This window comes from Leeuwenhoekiella aestuarii, assembly GCF_004104055.1.
Classification (GTDB): Bacteria; Bacteroidota; Bacteroidia; order Flavobacteriales; family Flavobacteriaceae; genus Leeuwenhoekiella; species Leeuwenhoekiella aestuarii.
Window position 1 is genome coordinate 330,806 of record NZ_QOVJ01000004.1, and the last position, 20,247, is coordinate 351,052.

Consider the following 20,247-nt stretch of genomic DNA (forward strand, 5'->3'; position numbering starts at 1 on the left):
ATTATCAATCAGAAAAATCCGAAATGATTTTACCGCACCGAATCTGTAGTCAATCAATTAGGCAAGTTAAAAAACGACAATTAAAATGAAAATATTCGCTTACGGATCAAATATGAACCTTAATAGGTTAAAAAATAGAGTTCCTTCTGCCGTAAAAATATCTAATGGATTTATTGAAGGCTTTTCTTTAGAATGTTCAAAAGTGAGTAAGGACAGTTCAGGAAAGGCAACTGTTTTCAAAACTGATAATAAAGAAGATTTAGTTTGGGGTGTATTGTTTGAAATAGACGAAAAAGAGAAGCCTTTACTCGATAGAGCAGAAGGTTTAAATTTTGGTTATAATGAATCAATTATTGAAGTTAATGACCGAAAAGAATTACATAAAGCACAAATTTATATCGCTAACGACAAATCAATTAATAGAAAACTAAAACCATATAATTGGTACAAAGCTTTTATCACCGAAGGAGCAAAAGAGAATGGATTACCAATTCATTACGTTAAAAATTTAGAATCCATAAATTCAGAACAGGATGAAAACGATGAAAGAAGAATAAAAAATGAAAATATTTTAAAATTTAAATAAAGTAAGCTACTAACACAGTTTAGCATAAACTGAAAAACAAGAAGATAAAATTATGATAGGAAATGTATGGAGAAAGTGGGATTTACATTTCCACACACAAACATCGTATGATTACAAGAATAAAGGAGTATCTGACCAAGACATCATAGATACATTAGTAGCAAATAATGTTGAAGTAGTAGCCATAACAGATCATCACGTTATGGATGTTGCAAGAATTGTAAATCTTCAAGAACTAGGCAAAGGAAAAGTAACAGTATTACCAGGAATTGAATTTAGAGCAGAACTTGGTGGTAGTGATTCAATTCATTTTATAGGCATCTTTTCTGAAAAAAGTGACATCGATGATATTTGGATTAAACTACAATCCACTTGTGGGATTACCAAAAAAGATATTCAAGACAAAGGTGGTGACCAATATATTCATTGCGACCTAAAAGAAACTTGTCATTTAATACATTCATTAGGAGGTCTGGTAACAGTTCATGCAGGAGGCAAAGTAAACACTATAGAGAATATTACTAATACTTTGCCTTATAAAATGGCTTTAAAAACGGATTTAGTTTTAAACCATATTGACATTTTAGAATTAGGTCAAGAGAAAGACCAAGAAGATTATAGGAACATTGTTTTCCCTGCAATCAAAGCTCAAATTCCAATGATTATTTGTTCTGATAATCACGACATAACAGATTATCAAGTCAAACAAAATCTTTGGATAAAATCAGAGCCAACTTTTGAAGGCTTAAAACAAATATTATTTGAACCAGAATACAGAATACATATAGGAACTAACGCTCCTATTCCACCACCTATAAGGATAAATAAAATTGTTTTAGATTTTCCATCTGACTCAATGTTTGAGAATGAAAGCTTTTGCTTGTCGGGAAAGAATGAAATCAATTTAAGTCCAAATTTCACTTGTATTATTGGTGGACGTGGCGCAGGGAAAAGCACAATATTGAATTTGATTCACGAAAAATTAAAATCAGGTGAAAATCAATTCTTTGCAAGCAAAAAAATCCGTGATGTAAATGGAAATGTACTATCCATAGAGGATAGTGTTGATATCGACAATGATGCTGACGAAAAATATATTGAATTCTTAAGTCAAAATGAAATTGAAGATTTCGCACAAGACTATCATAAATTAACAAGTGCAGTTTACGGACGTATTCTTAAAAGAGATGAATTAGGACTTATCTCTAGTAAAGAAGAGGTCTTAAATCAATGTTTAACGAATTACAAAAAGCATATAATAAATGTTAGGCGTATTGAAACTTTAAAAGAAGAATTAGAACAAAAGAAGAAAGAACTAGCGACCAATAAAAAACTTGTTGAATCCTTTTCGAGTGAAGAATACAAGCGAATCAATGCCGAATTAAAAGAGTTAACTGTAGAAATAAATCAACTTAAATCATCAACGGAAAGGTATAATCAATTAGTTGTTGACTTATTAGAACTACAAACAAAAAACAATCAGGTTGAGCCAAACAATGAATATGAATTAGAAATAGACAGAATTGTTAAGGCATTAAAAGATATTACAGACTCTTCTGCCCTAGTTGATTTTTCAGCATCAATATTGAGATTGTCCGAATTAGAAGCACAGCTAGTCTTAAAAAAAGCGGAATTAAAAAAATATTTATCAGACAAGGGTCTTACAGAAGAAAATCTAAAAGACATTTCTAATGCAAACATCTTAATTAACTCTTTGGAAGTTGATATTCAAAAAAGAGAAGCTGACATAAATGTTTTACAATTGGAAATTGATGGGTTTGACGAAAACATTTGTATGAATGCAAGTTCGGATTACCAAACAGAAATTGAAACTCAAATCAAATCAATTAGTGAAATCCTTGAAAATCTAAAAAACACATCTGTAAAGCCGATTTCATTAAACTTTGACTTTGATGAAAATGCTGCTAATAAAAAGATATTTAGCGATTTCAAAAGCTTGTTTGAAGGTCAAATTGCGAGAAGTAATTATAAAAGTGACAATGTCTTAAAAGATATTTTGTTTTGTGTTTTACCAAAAGACATAACAACTAAAGAAGTACTCATTGATAAATTGAAAAACTATCCAAGCGCTTCAAACGCAAAAGGTTTTTTGATTGAATTATTCAGTTTAGATTCAAACTTTAAGGCGTATGAGTTACTGACAAAAATGACTTACCTAAATTATGTAGACTTTAAAATGGTAAAGGTACAGTATGATGGAAGACCTATCGAAAAATCATCTTTTGGTCAAAGATGTACTGCCGTTTTAGTTATCTTATTATTATTAGGAAATAACCCAATAATCATTGATGAACCAGAAGCTCACCTCGATAGTCTTTTAATATCAAATTATCTTGTGGAAGTAATTAAAGATAGAAAGAGAAGTAGGCAAATTGTTTTTGCAACACACAATGCAAATTTTGTAGTTAATGGAGATGCAGAATTAATTCATATTTTAAGTATTGATGAAGCGACTCAATCAACTGTAATAAAAAGTACGACCATTGAAAACGAAGACACAAGAGAAACTTTAATTGGACTTGAGGGTGGTTTTGAAGCTTTCAAAAAACGTGAAAACAAATATCAATATCGAATTTAATAAGAAAAGTCAGCCGCAAAAAAAAAATAAAAAAACCAACACTATATCTTCAATAAATCAGCCCTCCAAAAACACAAATCATCCAACAGGTCAGGCAACCGCCTTGATTTACTCAGTACGTAAAAGTACAATCCATATGGAGTAGCTTATAAGGTCCGCTTCAACAATCACAAACTGATTCCTATCCCTATATTTAGGTTGGAGGTATATTCCCGGGTATTCAGCGGGGTTTCCCGGTCTAAATAGTAGTTGTATGCCGTAAAAACTTTAAACCACTCCGCCAGGGGAACGTCCAGCCGAAACTGTTCCAGAATCCGGTAGTCGCTCAGTTCCTTATAAAGCGGTTGATAATAGACCGTATTGGCAATCGAAAATTTAGCCGATTTCGGAGCATAGGATACCGTGAGGTAGGTGCTGTTGCGGTGATTGTAATCAGTCGTTCCCGCCCGATCGCTATACTCCACTTCATACAGATAACTAGTACCGGCATAGCCGGTAAACCGAGCTCTGTCCATCCATTTTACCCGGAGACCGGCCCCGATCAGGTTGCGCTGTTCTACCACCAGCAGTTGGTTGTATTGCCCCTGTATAAAGGTTTCAAAGCGTAACCACTGTAATTTCCGAAACTTATAATTAAATCTTCCGTGGAGAAACCAGGCGTTCTGCAGGTTTTCCGCTCCAGAATCGATCAGCCGGTAAGTTCCGATCAGGAAATAGAGCTTCTGGAGATCTTTGGATTTCAATTGGGTGGTCAGGGCCATATCGAGTTGTGTGACCTGTTTCCCATCATTATTGGTATGGTTCAGACTAAAATCGCCATTGAGTGCAAACCGTAACGAGTCGGTCTGCATGCGTTTCGATTCAATATTTACTAATTGCGCGGAGAGTACGACTGGTGACAGCCAGAGACACCCCAAAAGTAGGATTCTGATCATAACGTGTGCTGAATCCCAAAAATAAAAATATCTTTTCCAATACCCCCTCAGGCATTCCTGATTTTCCGGCCGGCACCGAAGCTGTATACATAAATGCCCGTCACAACAGGTAAGAACAGGATAAGGCACCGCCTGCAACCTTAAACACACTTCAAATTTGACGATACCCTCATGTAGGCCATTTCTAAGAATACAATTCTTTAGCCTTCTTTTTCTTCAGTATAGCACGAAGTCCCCGTTAAAAATTTTTGAAGCCTTGGAGAAAATTTAGGGGACTTCTTGCGGTTTTGCCCCTTAGGGCAAAAATACCTAAGAAATGTGCCTGAGCAAATAGTGGCTACAGAACCGAAATAAAGATAGGCACATTCAATCTGACCAAAACCAATAAGCGATACAGATTAAAAAGGCTCTTTTCTTTTGGTTCGTTTTCTTTGGAGAAGCAAATCGACGATAGGAGATTCACGAGTTCCAAAACCAATAAGCAACAACGAGCTAAAGAAAATGAACAGAACAATTTCTAGAACCTTAAAATATACAAACCGACAAAGAAGGTTCACAAGCTCTCGTAAAATAATAATCACGCGAGCTAAATCGACGTCAGGAGATTCACGAGCTCCCGTAAAAATAGAAAACACGCGAGCTAAATCGACGACAGGAGATTCACGAGTTCCCGCGAAATAGCAAATACGCGAGCTAAACCGACGTCAGGAGGTTCACGAGCTCCCGTAAAATAATAATCACGCGAGTACAGAATAGGTGCAGATTCCAGCTCCTTAAACCCGAAATCTTTTACAGCAACGATTACGATGACCTTGCAGCCCCTGTTAGCGTACATTTCTAACGCATACCCTACTTAAAATCATATCTTAAAAACCCTTGACAAAGGCTTTAAAATGCACTATATTAGCATTTTAAAAGGAGCGATAATTTAAAACCTACACCCTAGGCTTCCACAGCGCTTGATATGCTACTCTAGAACGAAATAATCCTCCGACCTTCCGCTGCGCTCAGCAAACCTGCACGAGCTTATGCTACGGATTCAGAATTAGGTTCACCCGAGGTTCACCCGCAGTTCACCCGACCTTCACCCGACCTTCACTCGGGGTAAAGCCCTAGATAAGCCCTGGATACGCTATAGACTCCTCCCGCTAGAGCGCATGAGGATACAGGAAGCTGTCCATGCAAAACCCTCCTTTTAAAAGATACGGACTTCTTAAGCGGTTCGCTTTAAACCAACAGGTAAGAACAGGATGGGAAATCATGCCTAAATGAAGATCTTGTTTGTTCATCTCAAACGAGTACCATGAAAGCATTCCACTCCCTTTTAGCAGTTCTTCTTTTATCTTATGTCGGTTGTAAAAACACTACAGAAACCAGGGAACGTGAAGCAGAGGAGTCGACTCCTTTCGAACCGGAATGGATCAATAAAGTAGGCGCGGAGCAAAACGAATTTAAAGAAGCGGTGTTTTATGTGAATGACTACGCTGCCGTTGCAGACGGCAGTGCGCTCACCACCCCCGCCATTCAAAAAGCCATTGATGCCGCAGCAGCAAACGGAGGCGGTACGGTAACTTTTAAACCGGGAACATACCTGACCGGTTCTATTTTTATCAAAGAAAACGTTCATTTTACGATTCCAAATGGGGTTGAACTATTAGGAAGCGAAGACATCGAAGACTACCCGGAGATCGACACCCGCATTGCAGGGATCGAAATGAAATGGCCGGCGGCTTTAATCAATGTGTTAGATCAAAAAAACGTGACTATAGACGGCGACGGCCTCGTTGACGGCCAGGGTAAAGTCTTCTGGGACTACTACTGGAACCTGCGCAAGGAATACGAACCCAAAGGCCTGCGCTGGATTGTAGATTATGACGCCAAACGCCCCCGTACAATACTCATTCAAAATGCGGAGAATGTAGTTCTCGAAGACCTCAACATTCAACGTGCCGGATTCTGGACCGTGCAGGTGCTTTTCTCCAACCACATTACGGTAGACGGACTCACCATACGCAACAACATCGGCGGTCATGGTCCCAGCACCGATGGGATTGATATAGACAGTTCGAAGTATATTTTAGTACAAAATTGCGATATCGATTGCAACGACGATAACTTTTGTTTGAAAGCCGGGCGTGACTGGGACGGCCTGCGGGTGGATCGCCCCACCGAATATGTAGTGATCCGGGATTGTATAGCATTAGCAGGATCGGGTCTTACCACTATTGGTAGTGAAACCAGTGGAGATATTCGCCATGTATTGGTTACTAACATTCAGGGAAAAGGCACCAAAACCGGACTCAAGATCAAATCGGCTACCAACCGGGGCGGAACGGTTGAAGACATTCATATGCAAAATATCAAAATGGATAGTGTGGGTACGTTTATAGAGGTTTCGATGAACTGGAATCCCGCTTACAGTTATTCAAAATTACCCGAAGGCTATGCATACGATTCCATCCCTAAACGTTGGAAAACCTTATTAAAAGAAGTCACGCCTGCAGAAAAAGGAATTCCTACCTTTAAAGATATCAGCCTATATAATATTGACGTTAAAGGCGCTAATCGCGCTATTTACGTTAACGGTATGGAAACTTCTACCGTGCGCAACATCAAGCTCGAAGACGTGCAAATTGGCGCAGCAAAAGCAGGACAAATTACCTTCAGTCAAGATTGGACGCTTAAAAATGTGAGTCTCAATATCGCCGATGGTTCTACACTAACTATTGAAAATGCACCGGGCGTTGAATTCCCTAACACCCTATACATCACTAATGATGAAGATTAATATGAAATTGAACTTGCTAAGTTACATTGCTTTTTTCTTCTGCATTTTTCAGTTTAATACCATCTGTTCACAAACTCCTAATCGGTTTAAATTGGTTACAGACAGTCAACAAGTGAGTATTCTTTATGATAAAGATGGAGTGGCACTTGATTCAATTGCAGCACACTTACTGGCGAAAGACATTGAGCGCGTTACCGGATATTTGCCTCAAGTCACTACCGATAAAACTTCGATATCCGGAAACGCAATCGTTATCGGCAATCAGGCTTCTGAATTAATTCAAAGCTTTTCAGGAGCTAAAAATTCAATGCAAGATGCTTGGGAAACCTATACCCTCCAACTTGTAAAACCGAAGAATAGCCCAATTGCAAACGCTTTGATCATTGCAGGCGCAGATGCCCGCGGAACCGCTTACGGCGTGTTTAATATTTCAGATAAAATTGGCGTTTCTCCCTGGTATTGGTGGGCTGATGTAGTGCCAGCCAAACAAAAAGAATTAGCACTGGAGATCAGTTCATTTCAGTCGATAAGTCCAAAAGTCAAGTATCGCGGGATTTTTCTCAACGATGAAGATTGGGGGCTACAACCTTGGGCCGAGCATACTTTTGAACCCGAAACCGGCGACATAGGACCTAAAACCTACGCGAAGATCTTTGAGTTATTGCTACGCCTAAAAGCCAATGCGATTTGGCCGGCAATGCACCCAAGCACCAAAGCCTTCTTTCACTATCCGGGTAATCTAAAAATGGCCGAAAACTATGAGATCGTATTAGGCTCTTCACATGCGGAGCCAATGCTACGCAACAATGTTGATGAATGGGATCACGATACTATGGGGGATTTTAACTATTTCAGCAATAAAGAGAAGGTGCTTAAGTATTGGGAAAATCGTGTAGAAGAAGCACAAAATGCTAATGGAATTTATACCGTGGGTATGCGAGGCGTTCACGACAGCGGAATGGTGGGCGCCAAAAGTACTGAAGATGCAGCAACGATCCTAAACGAGCTTATTAAAGACCAACGCGCCCTCTTGAAAAAACATATTGGAAACCCAGAAAGCATTCCCCAAGTATTTACCGTTTATAAGGAGGTTTTAGATGTTTATGAATATGGACTGGAACTTCCTGAAGACATTACCCTGATGTGGACCGACGATAACTACGGCTATATTCGCAGGTTGAGCAACGCCGAAGAGCGAAAGCGAAAAGGTGGCAGCGGAGTCTATTATCACGCTTCCTACTGGGGAAGACCCCACGATTACCTCTGGCTGAGCACCACCCACCCGGCACTCATTAGAGAAGAAATGCTTAAGGCCTACGACACCGGGGCCGACAAGATCTGGATGCTTAACGTAGGCGATCTCAAACCTGCAGAATACAACACGCAGTTCTTTATGGATCTTGCTTTTGATCCCGAATCCTTTAGAAAACCCGATAGTTATAAGCAGCATATGACTGATTTTTATGAAAGGATCTTCGGAAGTGACGTAGGAGCCGAAATTAGCAACCTGCGTGAAAGCTATTACGACCTCGCCTGGCTCAGAAAACCCGAGTTTATGGGCTGGAGTCAAACCGAACCGACGCGTCCCACACACCTGACCGAATTCAGCTTAGATCAAGAAAATCCCGATAGACGCGCTGCTTATCAAAAACTCGAGTCTAAAGTTGAGCAACTTAACGCTCAAGTTCCCAATACGCAAAAAGCGGCTTGGTTTGAGCTTGTGGCCTATCCTGTTTTAGGTGCTTCTGCAATGAACCAAAAATATTTATACAGAGATCTGGCCAGCTTTTATGCCGATCAAGATCCGGAACGTTCAAAAAGCTATCAGGATACTATTGCGCTACAACAGGATAAGATCAAAGAACTCACAACGCACTACAATACGGAGATCGCTGAAGGAAAATGGAATAAAATGATGCACAGCGCTCCACGCGGATTACCGGTGTATCAAGTGCCAGAAGCCGTACTTCCGGAAGAAAAAGCAATTCAAAAATATACCGCACCCGTGCTTGCTCAAAAAATGGCATCGTTTACAAAGACTGGACATTTTGAAAAGAACTTTCCTCTGGAATTAACCGGATTAGGGTATTCTCAACGTGCCTTGCAGCTGACTCCGGTAACTCAAGAATCCTATTCTGATTCAGCATTTGCTCAAAATCCTGTGTTGCATTATGAGCTAGACCTAGAGGAGAAAATAGCCTCGGCTGTGCTCACATTGACCGCAGTTCCTAACCACCCGATCACAGGTGACCAAAAATTACGACTCGGTGTGCAATGGGATGATCAGCCCGTAGAAATCGTGAATTTTGAAACCCACGGAAGAAGCGAGACCTGGAAAATTAATGTGCTGCGCAATCAGGTAAGAACATCAGTCACATTAAAAAATCTTGAGCCCGGAAAACATCAGTTGAAGCTATACGTGATCGATCCCGGAGTGCTTCCGGATTACTTCTTACTTTCTAAAGAAAAGGAAGCCATTCCTTATACCTTTCCTAAAAATCAAAAATAGATCCCCATGAGAACAAAACGCGCCTCCTACTGCTTCATTTTAATAATTAGTTTCTTAAGCATTTCGAGTTGCACCGCGCAACGCTTGATGGAAAACTTAGACCGCGGAGTGGTTGTTATTCCCGAAGAAGACCATTCAGCGGTGATCAGTTGGCGGGTTTTAGGAACAGATCCTGATGACATTAAATTCAATCTATACCGTCAGGCTAAAGGTATGCAACCTCAGAAATTAAACGATAAACCCATTACCGGCGCCACTTTTTTTAAAGACTCAGGTATTGATTGGTCTCAGGAGAATAGCTGGTATGTTACTTCGGTTTTAAATACTGAAGAGCAGCGCGAACCGGGTTCGTATACCATTCCGGCCAATAGCGACTTAAAACCCTATCACAGCATCCCGTTACAAATGCCGGAAGGCTATAGAGCTGGTGATGCCAGTGTGGGTGATCTGGATGGCGACGGGGAATATGAAATCGTTTTACACGTAAACGGTCGCGGACACGATAATTCACATCGCGGCTTAACCGATGCGCCCATGCTGCAGGCCTACAAACTGGACGGCACATTGTTATGGGAAATCAATTTGGGGAAAAACATACGCGAAGGTGCGCATTACACCCAGTTTCTCGTGTACGACTTTGACAGCGATGGCAAAGCCGAACTGGTTTGTAAAACGGCAGATGGCACCACCGACGCCGCAGGAATGGTTCTCGGGGACCCGCAAGCCGACTGGCGCGATACCGATGAAAAAAGCAAAACCTACGGAAAGATATTAGAAGGACCGGAGTTCCTCACCGTTTTTGATGGCGAAACGGGAAAAGCCGTCGCTACTACAGACTACATTCCGCCACGGGGTGATATTGGCGCCTGGGGCGGCCACGGCGGAAATGGAGGTAACGACAGTTCCGGCAATCGCGTGGATCGCTTTACAGCCTGTGTGGCGTATTTAGACGGCATGCATCCCAGCATCGTGATGGGCCGCGGGTATTACGGTCGCAGTGTTTTGGCAGCTTTCGATTTTAAAAATAACCAACTGAAATCCCGTTGGGTTTTTGATTCGGAAAATGGGGATAATCCGTATTCCGGGCAGGGGAATCACAACCTATCGGTCGCCGATGTGGATGACGACGGCAAAGATGAAATCATTTTTGGGGCGATGACTGTTGACGACGACGGCAGCGGGTTGTATACCACGGGCTTCCGGCACGGCGATGCGATTCACGTAAGCGATCTGGATCCCGAGGTTCCGGGTCTCGAACGTTTTGGTATTCACGAGATTGAAGAAGGTACGAAAGGCCCCGGAGTGGTGTTGTTTTCGGCTAAAGACGGAAAAGTACTCTTTACCGCGATGCCCAATCAGGATATAGGCCGCGGAGTGGCTGCCAATATTGATACCACCCGCGTAGGAGCTCAAATGTGGTGGCTGGGCTCCCGCCAGTTGCACGACATCAAAGGAAATCCCATTGGGGAAGCGCCGCGATCGGCCAACTTTCTGATCTGGTGGGATGGTGATTACAGCCGCGAGATTTTAAATCGAAATTATATCGACAAATACGGAAAAGGTCGCCTGTTCACAGCAGAAGGCGCACACGCTATAAATGGAACAAAAGCTACTCCGTCTCTTAGCGCAGACATCCTGGGCGACTGGCGGGAAGAATTGATGTTACCCAGCGATGACGGTACCGAACTGCGCATATACACGACCCCCATTCCCACCAAACACCGCATGTACACGCTGATGCACGACCCGCAATACCGCCTGAGTATCGCCTGGCAGAATGTAGGCTATAACCAGCCGCCGCATCTGGGCTTTTATTTTGGTCATGGTCTAAAAAGCATTCCAAAACCGAATATCAGGCTGATTCCTGAAAACCTGAAGAACGCGAAATGATGCCTATGAAACTAAAAATGCCAGTTGCAATCGTCTTGTTCATTCTGGGCTTTTCAACATTTGCTCAAACCCGCGACACCCTGGATCTGGAAGGAAACTGGGCATTTCAAATAGACCGTAACGACCTTGGTACAGTCGAAAAATGGTTTACCCAAAAATTAAAAGACAACATTATCCTTCCGGGATCGATGCTCACCAACAATAAGGGCAACGACATCAGCATCGCAACCCATTGGACCGGCAGTATTTACGACAGCTCGTTTTACTTCAATCCGCGCTATAAAAAATACCAGCAACCCGGGGATGTGAAATTTCCGTTTTGGCTCACGCCGAAAAAAGAATACGTGGGAGCCGGCTGGTATCAAAAGGAAGTCAACATTCCCAAAGACTGGAAAAACCAGCGACTCTATCTGTTTCTCGAACGGGCACATACCGAAACCGTAGTCTGGCTTGATGATACCCCACTGGGGATGCAAAACTCCATGGTAGCTCCGCATCAGTACGAACTCCCGGCCGATATTAAAGCGGGTAAACACACGCTTACGATTCGGGTAGACAACCGCATGAAAGAGATCAACGTAGGACCGGACTCTCACAGCCTTACCGATCATACTCAGGGAAACTGGAACGGCATCATCGGCAAACTCAAACTCATCGCTACGCCATCGGTGTATATAGGAACTATTCAGGCCTATCCCGATCGGGAGCAAAAAGAGATCCTCTTTAAAATCCCTGTAAATCAGGCGGAAACCAAAAAGACGACAATCACCCTAAATCTTGATCTTTCCACCTTCAATACTTCTGAAACGACCGATTTCAACTTCCGCAAAAAAGAGGTTCGCCTCACTGAAAAAACCGACACGCTAGAGGTCACTTACCCGCTGGGCGAAAACCTGAAGCTTTGGGACGAATTCCATCCTGCCTTGTACCGTGCGCATTTCAGCCTAACCTCAAAAGCAGGTACCGACGATCAGGAACTAAGCTTCGGAATCCGCGATTTTAAAACCCAGGGCCGAAGCTTTACGATAAACGACCGGCCCACCTTTTTACGAGGAACGCTAGACAATGCCATTTTTCCACTAACCGGTTATCCACCGATGGATGTACCCTTTTGGGAGCGAATTTTTCGCATCATCAAAAACCACGGACTCAACCATGTGCGCTACCATTCCTGGTGTCCGCCCGAAGCTGCCTTTAAAGCCGCAGACCGTCTAGGAATCTATTTGCAACCCGAAGGCCCCAGTTGGGCCAATCACGGGACTGCGCTGGGCGTGGGCCGCAACATCGACCGGTATATTTATGAGGAAACCAACCGCATGATGCAGCAGTATGGCAATTATGCCTCGTATGTGATGATGGCTTACGGTAACGAACCTCGTGGCAAGCAGGTGGAATACCTTACTGCGTTTAACGATTATTGGAAGCAAAAAGACGCACGGCGTTTGTACACCGGGGCTTCGGTGGGCGGTAGCTGGCCGGTGATCCCCAACAACGAATTTATGGTACGCGGTGGTGCCCGCGATCTGGACTGGAAAAATCACGCTCCCCAATCGGTAAACGATTTTAGCGAAAACATCAAAGACTTTAGCGTGCCTTTCGTTTCCCACGAAACCGGGCAGTATTGCGTATTTCCCAATTTTGACGAAATCAAAAAATACACCGGGGCTTACGAAGCCCGAAATTTCGAACTCTTTCAGGAAGATCTGGCCGATCATCAGATGAGCGATCAGGCTGATGCCTTTTTTAAAGCTTCCGGAAAATTACAAGTGCTGGCGTATAAATACAGTATTGAAAAAGCGATGCGCACTCCCGGCTACTCGGGTTATCAATTGCTTTCCCTGAGTGATTACAGCGGACAGGGAACCGCGCTTGTGGGGATTTTAGACGCCTTCTGGGATGCCAAGCCCTATGTAAATGCAGAAGAATGGCGGGAGTTTAGCAGCGAAACGGTACCCCTGGCTAAACTTCCAAAATTTGTATTTACCAATGCCGAAGAATTTAAGGCTGAAATTCAAATCGCACATTACGGAAAAGCAAAACGTATCACCAATCAAAGTTGGTCCATCACAGATGAAAAGGGTGAGGAACTGGCTTCAGGAACCTTTAACCAACCCGAGATCAATTACGGACTTTCAAATTTGGGCGTTGTTGAATTTCCGCTTCGCGAAATTGATACTGCTCAAAAATTAACCCTAAAGGTAAGCGTCGATGATACGAATTTTAAAAACCATTGGGACTTTTGGGTATTCCCGGAAGCACTTCCGAAGCTGCCAAGCAGCGTTTATGAATGCACCGAGTTAGAAGAAAAAGCGCTGAAGGTATTGGAAAAGGGCGGTACGGTTTTACTCAATGCCGCCGGCAAAATCGTCAAAGGCGCAGAAGTGGCCCAGACCTTTCTCCCGATGTTCTGGAACACCTCCTGGTTTCAGATGCGACCACCGCACACCCTGGGCATTGTTGTAGATCCGGAGCATCCGCTCTTTCAGGATTTCCCAACCGATTTTCACAGCGATTTGCAATGGTGGAGCATTCTAAACAAACAACAGGTGATGCATCTGGAGGACTTCCCTCCTGCTTTTAAACCCCTGATTCAGCCTATTGATACCTGGTTTATGAACCGGCGTCTCGCTATGGCTTTTGAAGCACAAGTAGGTAACGGAAAGCTGATGGTCATCAGTGTAGACCTCAACGATCCCAAAAAGGATGCTGCCGCCCACCAACTCTACTACAGCCTGCAACAGTATATGAATTCGGATGATTTTAATCCTGAGACTAAACTGGAACCCAAACTGATTCAGGACTTGTTTACAACTCCGTCCCGGCAACAATTTGACATGTACACCAAAGACAGCCCTGATGAGTTGAAACCTAAAAACGAAGGAAAATGAAAACCTACGCACTCCACAGAATTTTTGGCCTGGCGGTGTTGACGCTCGTATTAAATACGAGTTTGTTAAAGGCTCAGGAACAAAAACCATGGCACGATCAAACCCGGAAAATCCATTACAAACCTGACGGAAATAGCTTTGTCCTGGTAAACGGAACCCGGAAATTCAATCGGGCGCTGTATGGCACCAATACCGGCTTTCGAGTAGAAACCGGAGATTTACCGGAGTTTGCCTTATACCTACCTGGTATGGGAGGAAATTTCAAATTAGGGATTTCAAAAGGAGAAGATTCAAAATGGATCACCGAGGCTGACAGCATTGTTACAACATACATACCCGGCAGGATGCATTATGAAATTAGGGATGCGCTTTTAGGAGATGGTTTCATGAAGATTACCGTTGTAGCTTCCGCTGATACCGAAGCGTTAATTCTAAAAGTAGGCGAACATAAGATACCTAAGAACGTTTCCATCAACTGGTTGTTCGGCGGTGCCAGCGGGAAGAAATTCCATAGAGATGGGGATATTGGTGCAGATCCCGAGTCGGTGTTCTACCTGCAACCGGAATATGCCAAACATAACAACTATACTTTAAAAGAAAATAGCTTTCTCTTAGACTTCAATTGGGACAAAAAAACACAAACCAATAAAAAATCTTTGCTTGCAAAAGTTCCTCAGGGAACTCTAAGCTTGGTAAGCGCAAACGCCATAGATAATCCACGAATTCTAAAAAATTCTGAGGTTGATTCGCTCCCGGTGGTGTACGGTTCAGTTGAAAGAAATGCAACAAAAACCTACTACTGGTATATAGAAAACACCACTAAAAACAGTGCTGTTCAGCAAGGTTCGCTAGCAAAAGCATTTGAACAGGCCCTTTACAAAGCCGATACCCTGGCCAATCGGGTTCGTTTAAATACTCCAGATCCGTATCTGAATACGCTGGGAGGTGCGCTTGCAACGGCTGCAGATGCGATCTGGGAAGATCCTGCTTTTTTACACGGTGCGGTAGCCTGGCGGATGCACCTCAACGCCTGGCGCGGTGCGTATAATGCCAATGTACTGGGCTGGCACGACCGGGCAAAAACGCATTTTAAAAGCTATGGGAATGCTCAGGTTTTAGAACCGGAAACCGGACCGGTGGTTTTAGACAGCAGCCGCAATTTTGCCCGCCAAAAAGAAGTATTGGGTACTTCGATGTTCAGCAAAGGCTATATCAGCAGACATCCCAACCGGAAGGATCGCGCAAATCACTATGATATGAACCTGGTTTTTATAGACCAGCTGCTTACCCATTTCAACTGGAACGACGATCCCACATTTTTAGAAGAAATTTTTCCGGTCATTGAACGGCATTTAGCCTGGGAAAAACGCAATTACGATACCAATGATGACGGACTCTACGATGCGTATGCAGCGATCTGGGCGAGTGATGCCTTACAATACAGCGGTGGCTCGGTCACCTATACTTCAGCATACAATTACAGGGCAAACCGGATGACCGCGCAATTGGCGAAACTTTTAGATAAAGATCCCAAGCCGTATTTGAGAGAAGCTGAAAAAATTAAAAATGCCATTCAAAACACCCTTTGGTTACCCGATCAGGGCGTTTATGCTGAATATAAAGATGCTTTGGGCAAAGAACTGCTCCATAAATCTCCGGGAATCTGGACGGTCTATCACGCCTTGGATAAAGGCATCGCTGATGATTTTGAAGCCTATGAAAGTCTAAATTATGTAACCCGGGAAATCCCGCATATTCCAGTTCAGGCCACAGGATTACCGCATCCCGATTTAGAGCTGGTCTCTACAACAAACTGGCAGCCTTATACCTGGTCTGTAAATAATGTGGCGCTGGCTGAAAACCTCAATATGGCACTCGCCTACTGGCAAGGAAACCAACCTGAAAATGCGTATAAACTTTTTGAAAGTGCACTCCTAGAAAGTATGTATCTGGGAGCTTCTCCCGGTGGTTTTCAGCAATTATCGTTTTATGATGCGATACGCGGCGAACTCTATCGGGATTTTGCCGACCCTATCGGCGTAGCTTCCCGCGCTCTGGTAGAAGGCCTTTTTGGGATTCAACCGGATCTGCTCGATAAAAAACTACGCATAAAACCCGGTTTCCCGGAAGCATGGGATCACGCAAACCTTGATCTACCGGATGTAGCGCTTTCCTTTAAACGAACAGCAAACGAATTGGTTTATCAAATCGTAAATAAGTTTGAGACCAATTTAGATCTTGAGCTGGAATTGGGCCTTAACAGTACTAAGATCAAAGAGGTTTTGGTTAATGGAGATCTGGTAAATTATCAACCCGTAGCCGAAGCAATCGGTAAACCAAAAATTCTAATTCCGGCGGGTATTCATAAAACCTACACGATTCAGGTAATTGCTGAAGATTCATCGCCCGAAATCCTTCAATACAAAACCCATTATACACCTGACGATAGGTTTACAATTTCAGCAGAACATGCAGAACTCCTCGAACTTAAAGATCCGCAGCAGGTTTTGGCAAACACAGCAATTTCAACGCAAAAGCTGTCTGGAACTATTGCTGCTGAATCCGGCAACAAAATGCTTTTTATCAAGCTAAAACAAGATGAAATGATGTGGTGGCAACCGCTTGAAATTCAGGTAAAACCCAAATTTCAAATCCTGTCAACGCAATTGAAAAAAGACAGTCTGGGAATCACTATTCAAAACAACACAGATACAAAGGTTTCCGGCACTTTAAAAATCAACCATAAAGCAGCACAACAAGTAAGCTTCGAAGCAAATGCTCCAGCTACCCTAACACGCGCACTGTCCCAATGCTTTCCGGGAACGAACGAGCTTCAACTCGATTTAGCTTCTGGAGAAAAAATGCTGCTACCTTTCACCAATTGGGACATCCCAAACTCCAGGATGGAACAACAAACAATGCTAAATATCAGTGAATTTTTTAATGCACGGGTAGACGAAGTATTTCAGCAGCAGTATTTGAGTCCGCGCCCAGAGTCTCCTACCTTGCAGCTTCCGACAACCGGAGTCGGTAACTGGTGTTATCCCAATGTCGCTGAAGATATTCATCTGGACGATTCCGGACTTCGGGAGGCTTCGGGAACTCGAGGATTCATTCAGGGCCCCGAAAGGATTTTTTACGCAACGCCTTCAGAAGAACAAGCTTTTAATAGTGCGTTTACCTCAACATGGGATACCTATCCCGATTCGATCACGATTCCGCTTGAAGGAACTGCATCACACGCTTATTTGATGATGGCAGGCAGCACAAACCCTATGCAAACGCAACTGGTGAATGGCACGGTAACCGTCACCTATACGGATGGAACTACGACGACTTTAGAACTTAAAAATCCTGAAAACTGGTGGCCCATTGAGCAGGATTATTATACAGACGGCTACGCCTTCACCACCGGTGCGCCGAGACCTCCTCGCGTTATTTTCAAAACGGGGGAAATCACACGCGATTTTAAAAACTATAAAGGCATACACGGCTTTACGAATTACGGAATTGAAGGCGGTGCCGGAACCATTCTAGATTTGCCCTTGAATCCAAATAAAAAATTACAAAAACTAACCCTTGAAGCTCAAGCCAATGATGTGATCATCGGCTTGATGAGTCTGACGTTACTGAAACCACAACACAATGAAAACTAAATTCTGGATCACATCGCTCTTTTTGGCACTATGCATTACCGGATGTCAAAAGGAACAAAAAACTACCGAAACCCAAAGTATGGCTATAGACCGTAAGGCTGTAGTTACCCGTCACAACGTACAGATCTCGCAAGTAGATACGCTGGCTTCGTTAACCGTGGGTAACGGTGCCTTTGCCTTTACCACAGACATTACCGGCCTGCAAAGCTTTCCTGATTATTATCAAAACGGAATTCCCTTAGGAACCCTGTCTGAATGGGGGTGGAACGCGAAACCCAACGACGCGGATTATCGTTTTGAAGAAACTTTAAAAGACTATGATCAAAACGGAAGAAAAGTATCGTATTCCACGCAGATAAAAACTCCCCAACACGCCAAGGAAGCGGTTGAATTTTTTCGCTCAAACCCGCATCGGGTGCATTTGGGCAATCTGGGTTTTGAACTGACTAAAAAAGATGGTACTCCGGTTAAACCCGAAGACCTTCAGGATATTGATCAGACTTTAGATTTATGGACCGGGATTTTAACCAGTTCGTTTGCAGTTGAAGGAATTCTTGTTGAAGTAAAAACAGCCAGCGACCAAAACAGCGACGCCATTGCTGTAACCGTAAATTCTGAATTGATCAACAGCGGCCAACTGAAAATTCGTTTGCGCTTTGCTTCACCTACGGCTGCCTGGTCTGATTATGGAACGCAGTGGAAAAATCCTGAGCGATACATGAGCGGAATTATACAGCAAAATGACACTTCCGTTTTAATCGAGCGTAAATTGGATTCGCTGAACTATAAGGTTGCTTTAAATTGGAAAGGAACGGCTACAGTCTCGGAAAAAGAAGATCACTATTTTCTCGTAGAACCTACCGGCAATCAAATTGCGCTCACCTGCACATTTTCTGATGCGCAAACCCTTAAAGAAAACCAGGCCGAAACCATCTACAACAACAGCCAGGAGGCCTGGAAAAACTACTGGATGAACGGCGGAATTGTGGACTTCTCAGGAAGCAACGATCCCCGTGCAGATGAATTGGAACGGCGTGTGGTGCTCTCCCAATATTTGACCAAAGCACAAACTGCCGGGGCGATGCCACCACAAGAAACCGGACTCACATACAACAGCTGGTATGGCAAACCCCATCTGGAAATGCACTGGTGGCATGGCGTGCATTATGCGCTGTGGGGCAGACCTCAATATCTGGAAAATACACTCAACTGGTATGAGACTGCTTTTGAAAAAGCAAAGGCCCTGGCGGAACGTCAGGGTTTTAAAGGTGCTCGCTGGCAAAAAATGACCGATCCTTATGGCGATGAAGGTCCATCTTCTGTGGGTGCTTTTCTCATCTGGCAACAACCGCATTTTATCACCTTTGCCGAATTGCTTTACCGTGCAGATGCGAGCAATACGACTCTCAATAAATATAAAGAACGCGTATTTGCTACGGCTGATTTTATGGCTTCCTTTCCCGATTATGATAACAAAAACGATCGCTATGTTTTAGGTCCGCCGGTAATACCCGCGCAGGAACGCTTTGAAAAAACCGAAACCTACAATCCTACTTACGAACTCGCCTATTGGAATTGGGCGCTTAAAACTGCTTCTGAATGGAAAAAACGCCTGGGAGAAGCCGTACCTGAACAATGGACTGAAGTTTTGGAAAAGCTTTCGGCACTGCCGGTTCAGGAAGACTATTACTTAGCTACGGAAAGCGCAACCGACTCGTATACCAATCCCGAATTTTTAACCGATCACCCTTCGGTTTTTGGCACTTTTGGAATGCTTCCGGAAACCAGTCTGCTTGATAAAGTTACGATGCGTAACACCTTCGATAAGGTCTGGGATGTATGGACATGGGATGATACCTGGGGTTGGGATTTCCCGATGACCGCGATGACCGCTGCCCGTTTAGGAATGCCTGAAAAAGCCATTGATGCGTTATTTATGGATGTGCAAACCAATACCTATCTCAAAAACGGACACAATTATCAGGAAGAACGCTTAACGCTGTATATGCCCGGAAATGGAGGTTTATTGACCGCTGTGGCGATGATGTGCGCCGGATGGGATGGTGCTGAAACCAAAAATCCCGGCTTTCCGAAAGACGGCAGCTGGAAGGTTAAATGGGAGGGATTGGAACCCTTCTTTTAAACTGTATTTCTATAAGAAACTCAACTAAATAAAGTAAACTACTTCGGGCAAGTCTTGGAATTTTAAACCCATTAGCGGTGCCAAGAGAATTTAAATATGTTCATCTTTTCTATCGATACGGCAAAGCATGTCTTTGAGCGAGATGATGCGGCTGGAAACCAAAAAAATCTAGGTTTATTTTTAGATCCTTGAAAACTACGCAAATCCCTTATCGTGCGGATAGCAAACCGCTACGCTAGGCTATCCTCCACTG

At 43.3% G+C, this 20,247-nt stretch carries 9 protein-coding genes; 8 read left to right on the top strand and 1 reads right to left on the bottom strand.

What is annotated here, in order from left to right; genetic code table 11:
- Positions 1-85: 85 nt before the first annotated feature.
- Both DSM03_RS12950 and DSM03_RS12955 read left to right on the top strand, forming a co-directional pair.
- Positions 86-586 carry a gamma-glutamylcyclotransferase family protein gene (locus DSM03_RS12950; RefSeq protein WP_128761943.1) on the top strand — a complete coding sequence of 167 codons (501 nt, stop codon included), beginning with the start codon at positions 86-88 and terminating at the stop codon, positions 584-586.
- Positions 587-638: 52 nt separating this feature from the next.
- Positions 639-3,185, top strand: coding sequence for a TrlF family AAA-like ATPase (locus tag DSM03_RS12955; RefSeq protein ID WP_128761942.1), 2,547 nt, complete (start codon positions 639-641; stop codon positions 3,183-3,185).
- 167 nt (positions 3,186-3,352) lie between these two features.
- On the opposite strand, the gene DSM03_RS12960 is transcribed toward DSM03_RS12955, so the two are convergent.
- Positions 3,353-4,120 carry a DUF481 domain-containing protein gene (locus tag DSM03_RS12960; RefSeq protein ID WP_128761941.1) on the bottom strand — a complete coding sequence of 256 codons (768 nt, stop codon included), beginning with the start codon at positions 4,118-4,120 and terminating at the stop codon, positions 3,353-3,355.
- A gap of 1,303 nt (positions 4,121-5,423) precedes the next feature.
- Here DSM03_RS12960 and DSM03_RS12965 point away from each other — a divergent pair.
- From DSM03_RS12965 to DSM03_RS12990, 6 genes are read left to right on the top strand one after another with little or no spacing between them, the layout of a single operon-like run.
- Entirely contained in the window at positions 5,424-6,908 is a 1,485-nt protein-coding gene (locus tag DSM03_RS12965) for a glycoside hydrolase family 28 protein (RefSeq protein ID WP_128761940.1), read from the top strand.
- Complete coding sequence (locus DSM03_RS12970) at positions 6,895-9,417, top strand: glycosyl hydrolase 115 family protein (RefSeq protein ID WP_161567093.1); 2,523 nt, start codon at positions 6,895-6,897, stop codon at positions 9,415-9,417. The genes DSM03_RS12965 and DSM03_RS12970 overlap by 14 nt, the downstream gene beginning before the upstream one ends.
- 6 nt (positions 9,418-9,423) lie before the next feature.
- On the top strand, positions 9,424-11,307 hold the full coding sequence (locus tag DSM03_RS12975) for a rhamnogalacturonan lyase (protein ID WP_128761938.1): 1,884 nt from the start codon (positions 9,424-9,426) through the stop codon (positions 11,305-11,307).
- 5 nt (positions 11,308-11,312) lie between these two features.
- The gene (locus tag DSM03_RS12980; RefSeq protein WP_128761937.1) at positions 11,313-14,195 is read left to right on the top strand and encodes an exo-beta-1,4-galactosidase; all 2,883 of its coding nucleotides are present in this window, start codon (positions 11,313-11,315) and stop codon (positions 14,193-14,195) included.
- Positions 14,192-17,851: a DUF4450 domain-containing protein gene (locus DSM03_RS12985; protein ID WP_128763224.1), complete on the top strand. Its 3,660-nt coding sequence runs from the start codon at positions 14,192-14,194 to the stop codon at positions 17,849-17,851. The genes DSM03_RS12980 and DSM03_RS12985 overlap by 4 nt, the downstream gene beginning before the upstream one ends.
- Positions 17,841-19,994: a hypothetical protein gene (locus DSM03_RS12990; RefSeq protein ID WP_128763225.1), complete on the top strand. Its 2,154-nt coding sequence runs from the start codon at positions 17,841-17,843 to the stop codon at positions 19,992-19,994. Before DSM03_RS12985 ends, DSM03_RS12990 begins: the two co-directional genes overlap by 11 nt.
- Positions 19,995-20,247: the final 253 nt, after the last annotated feature.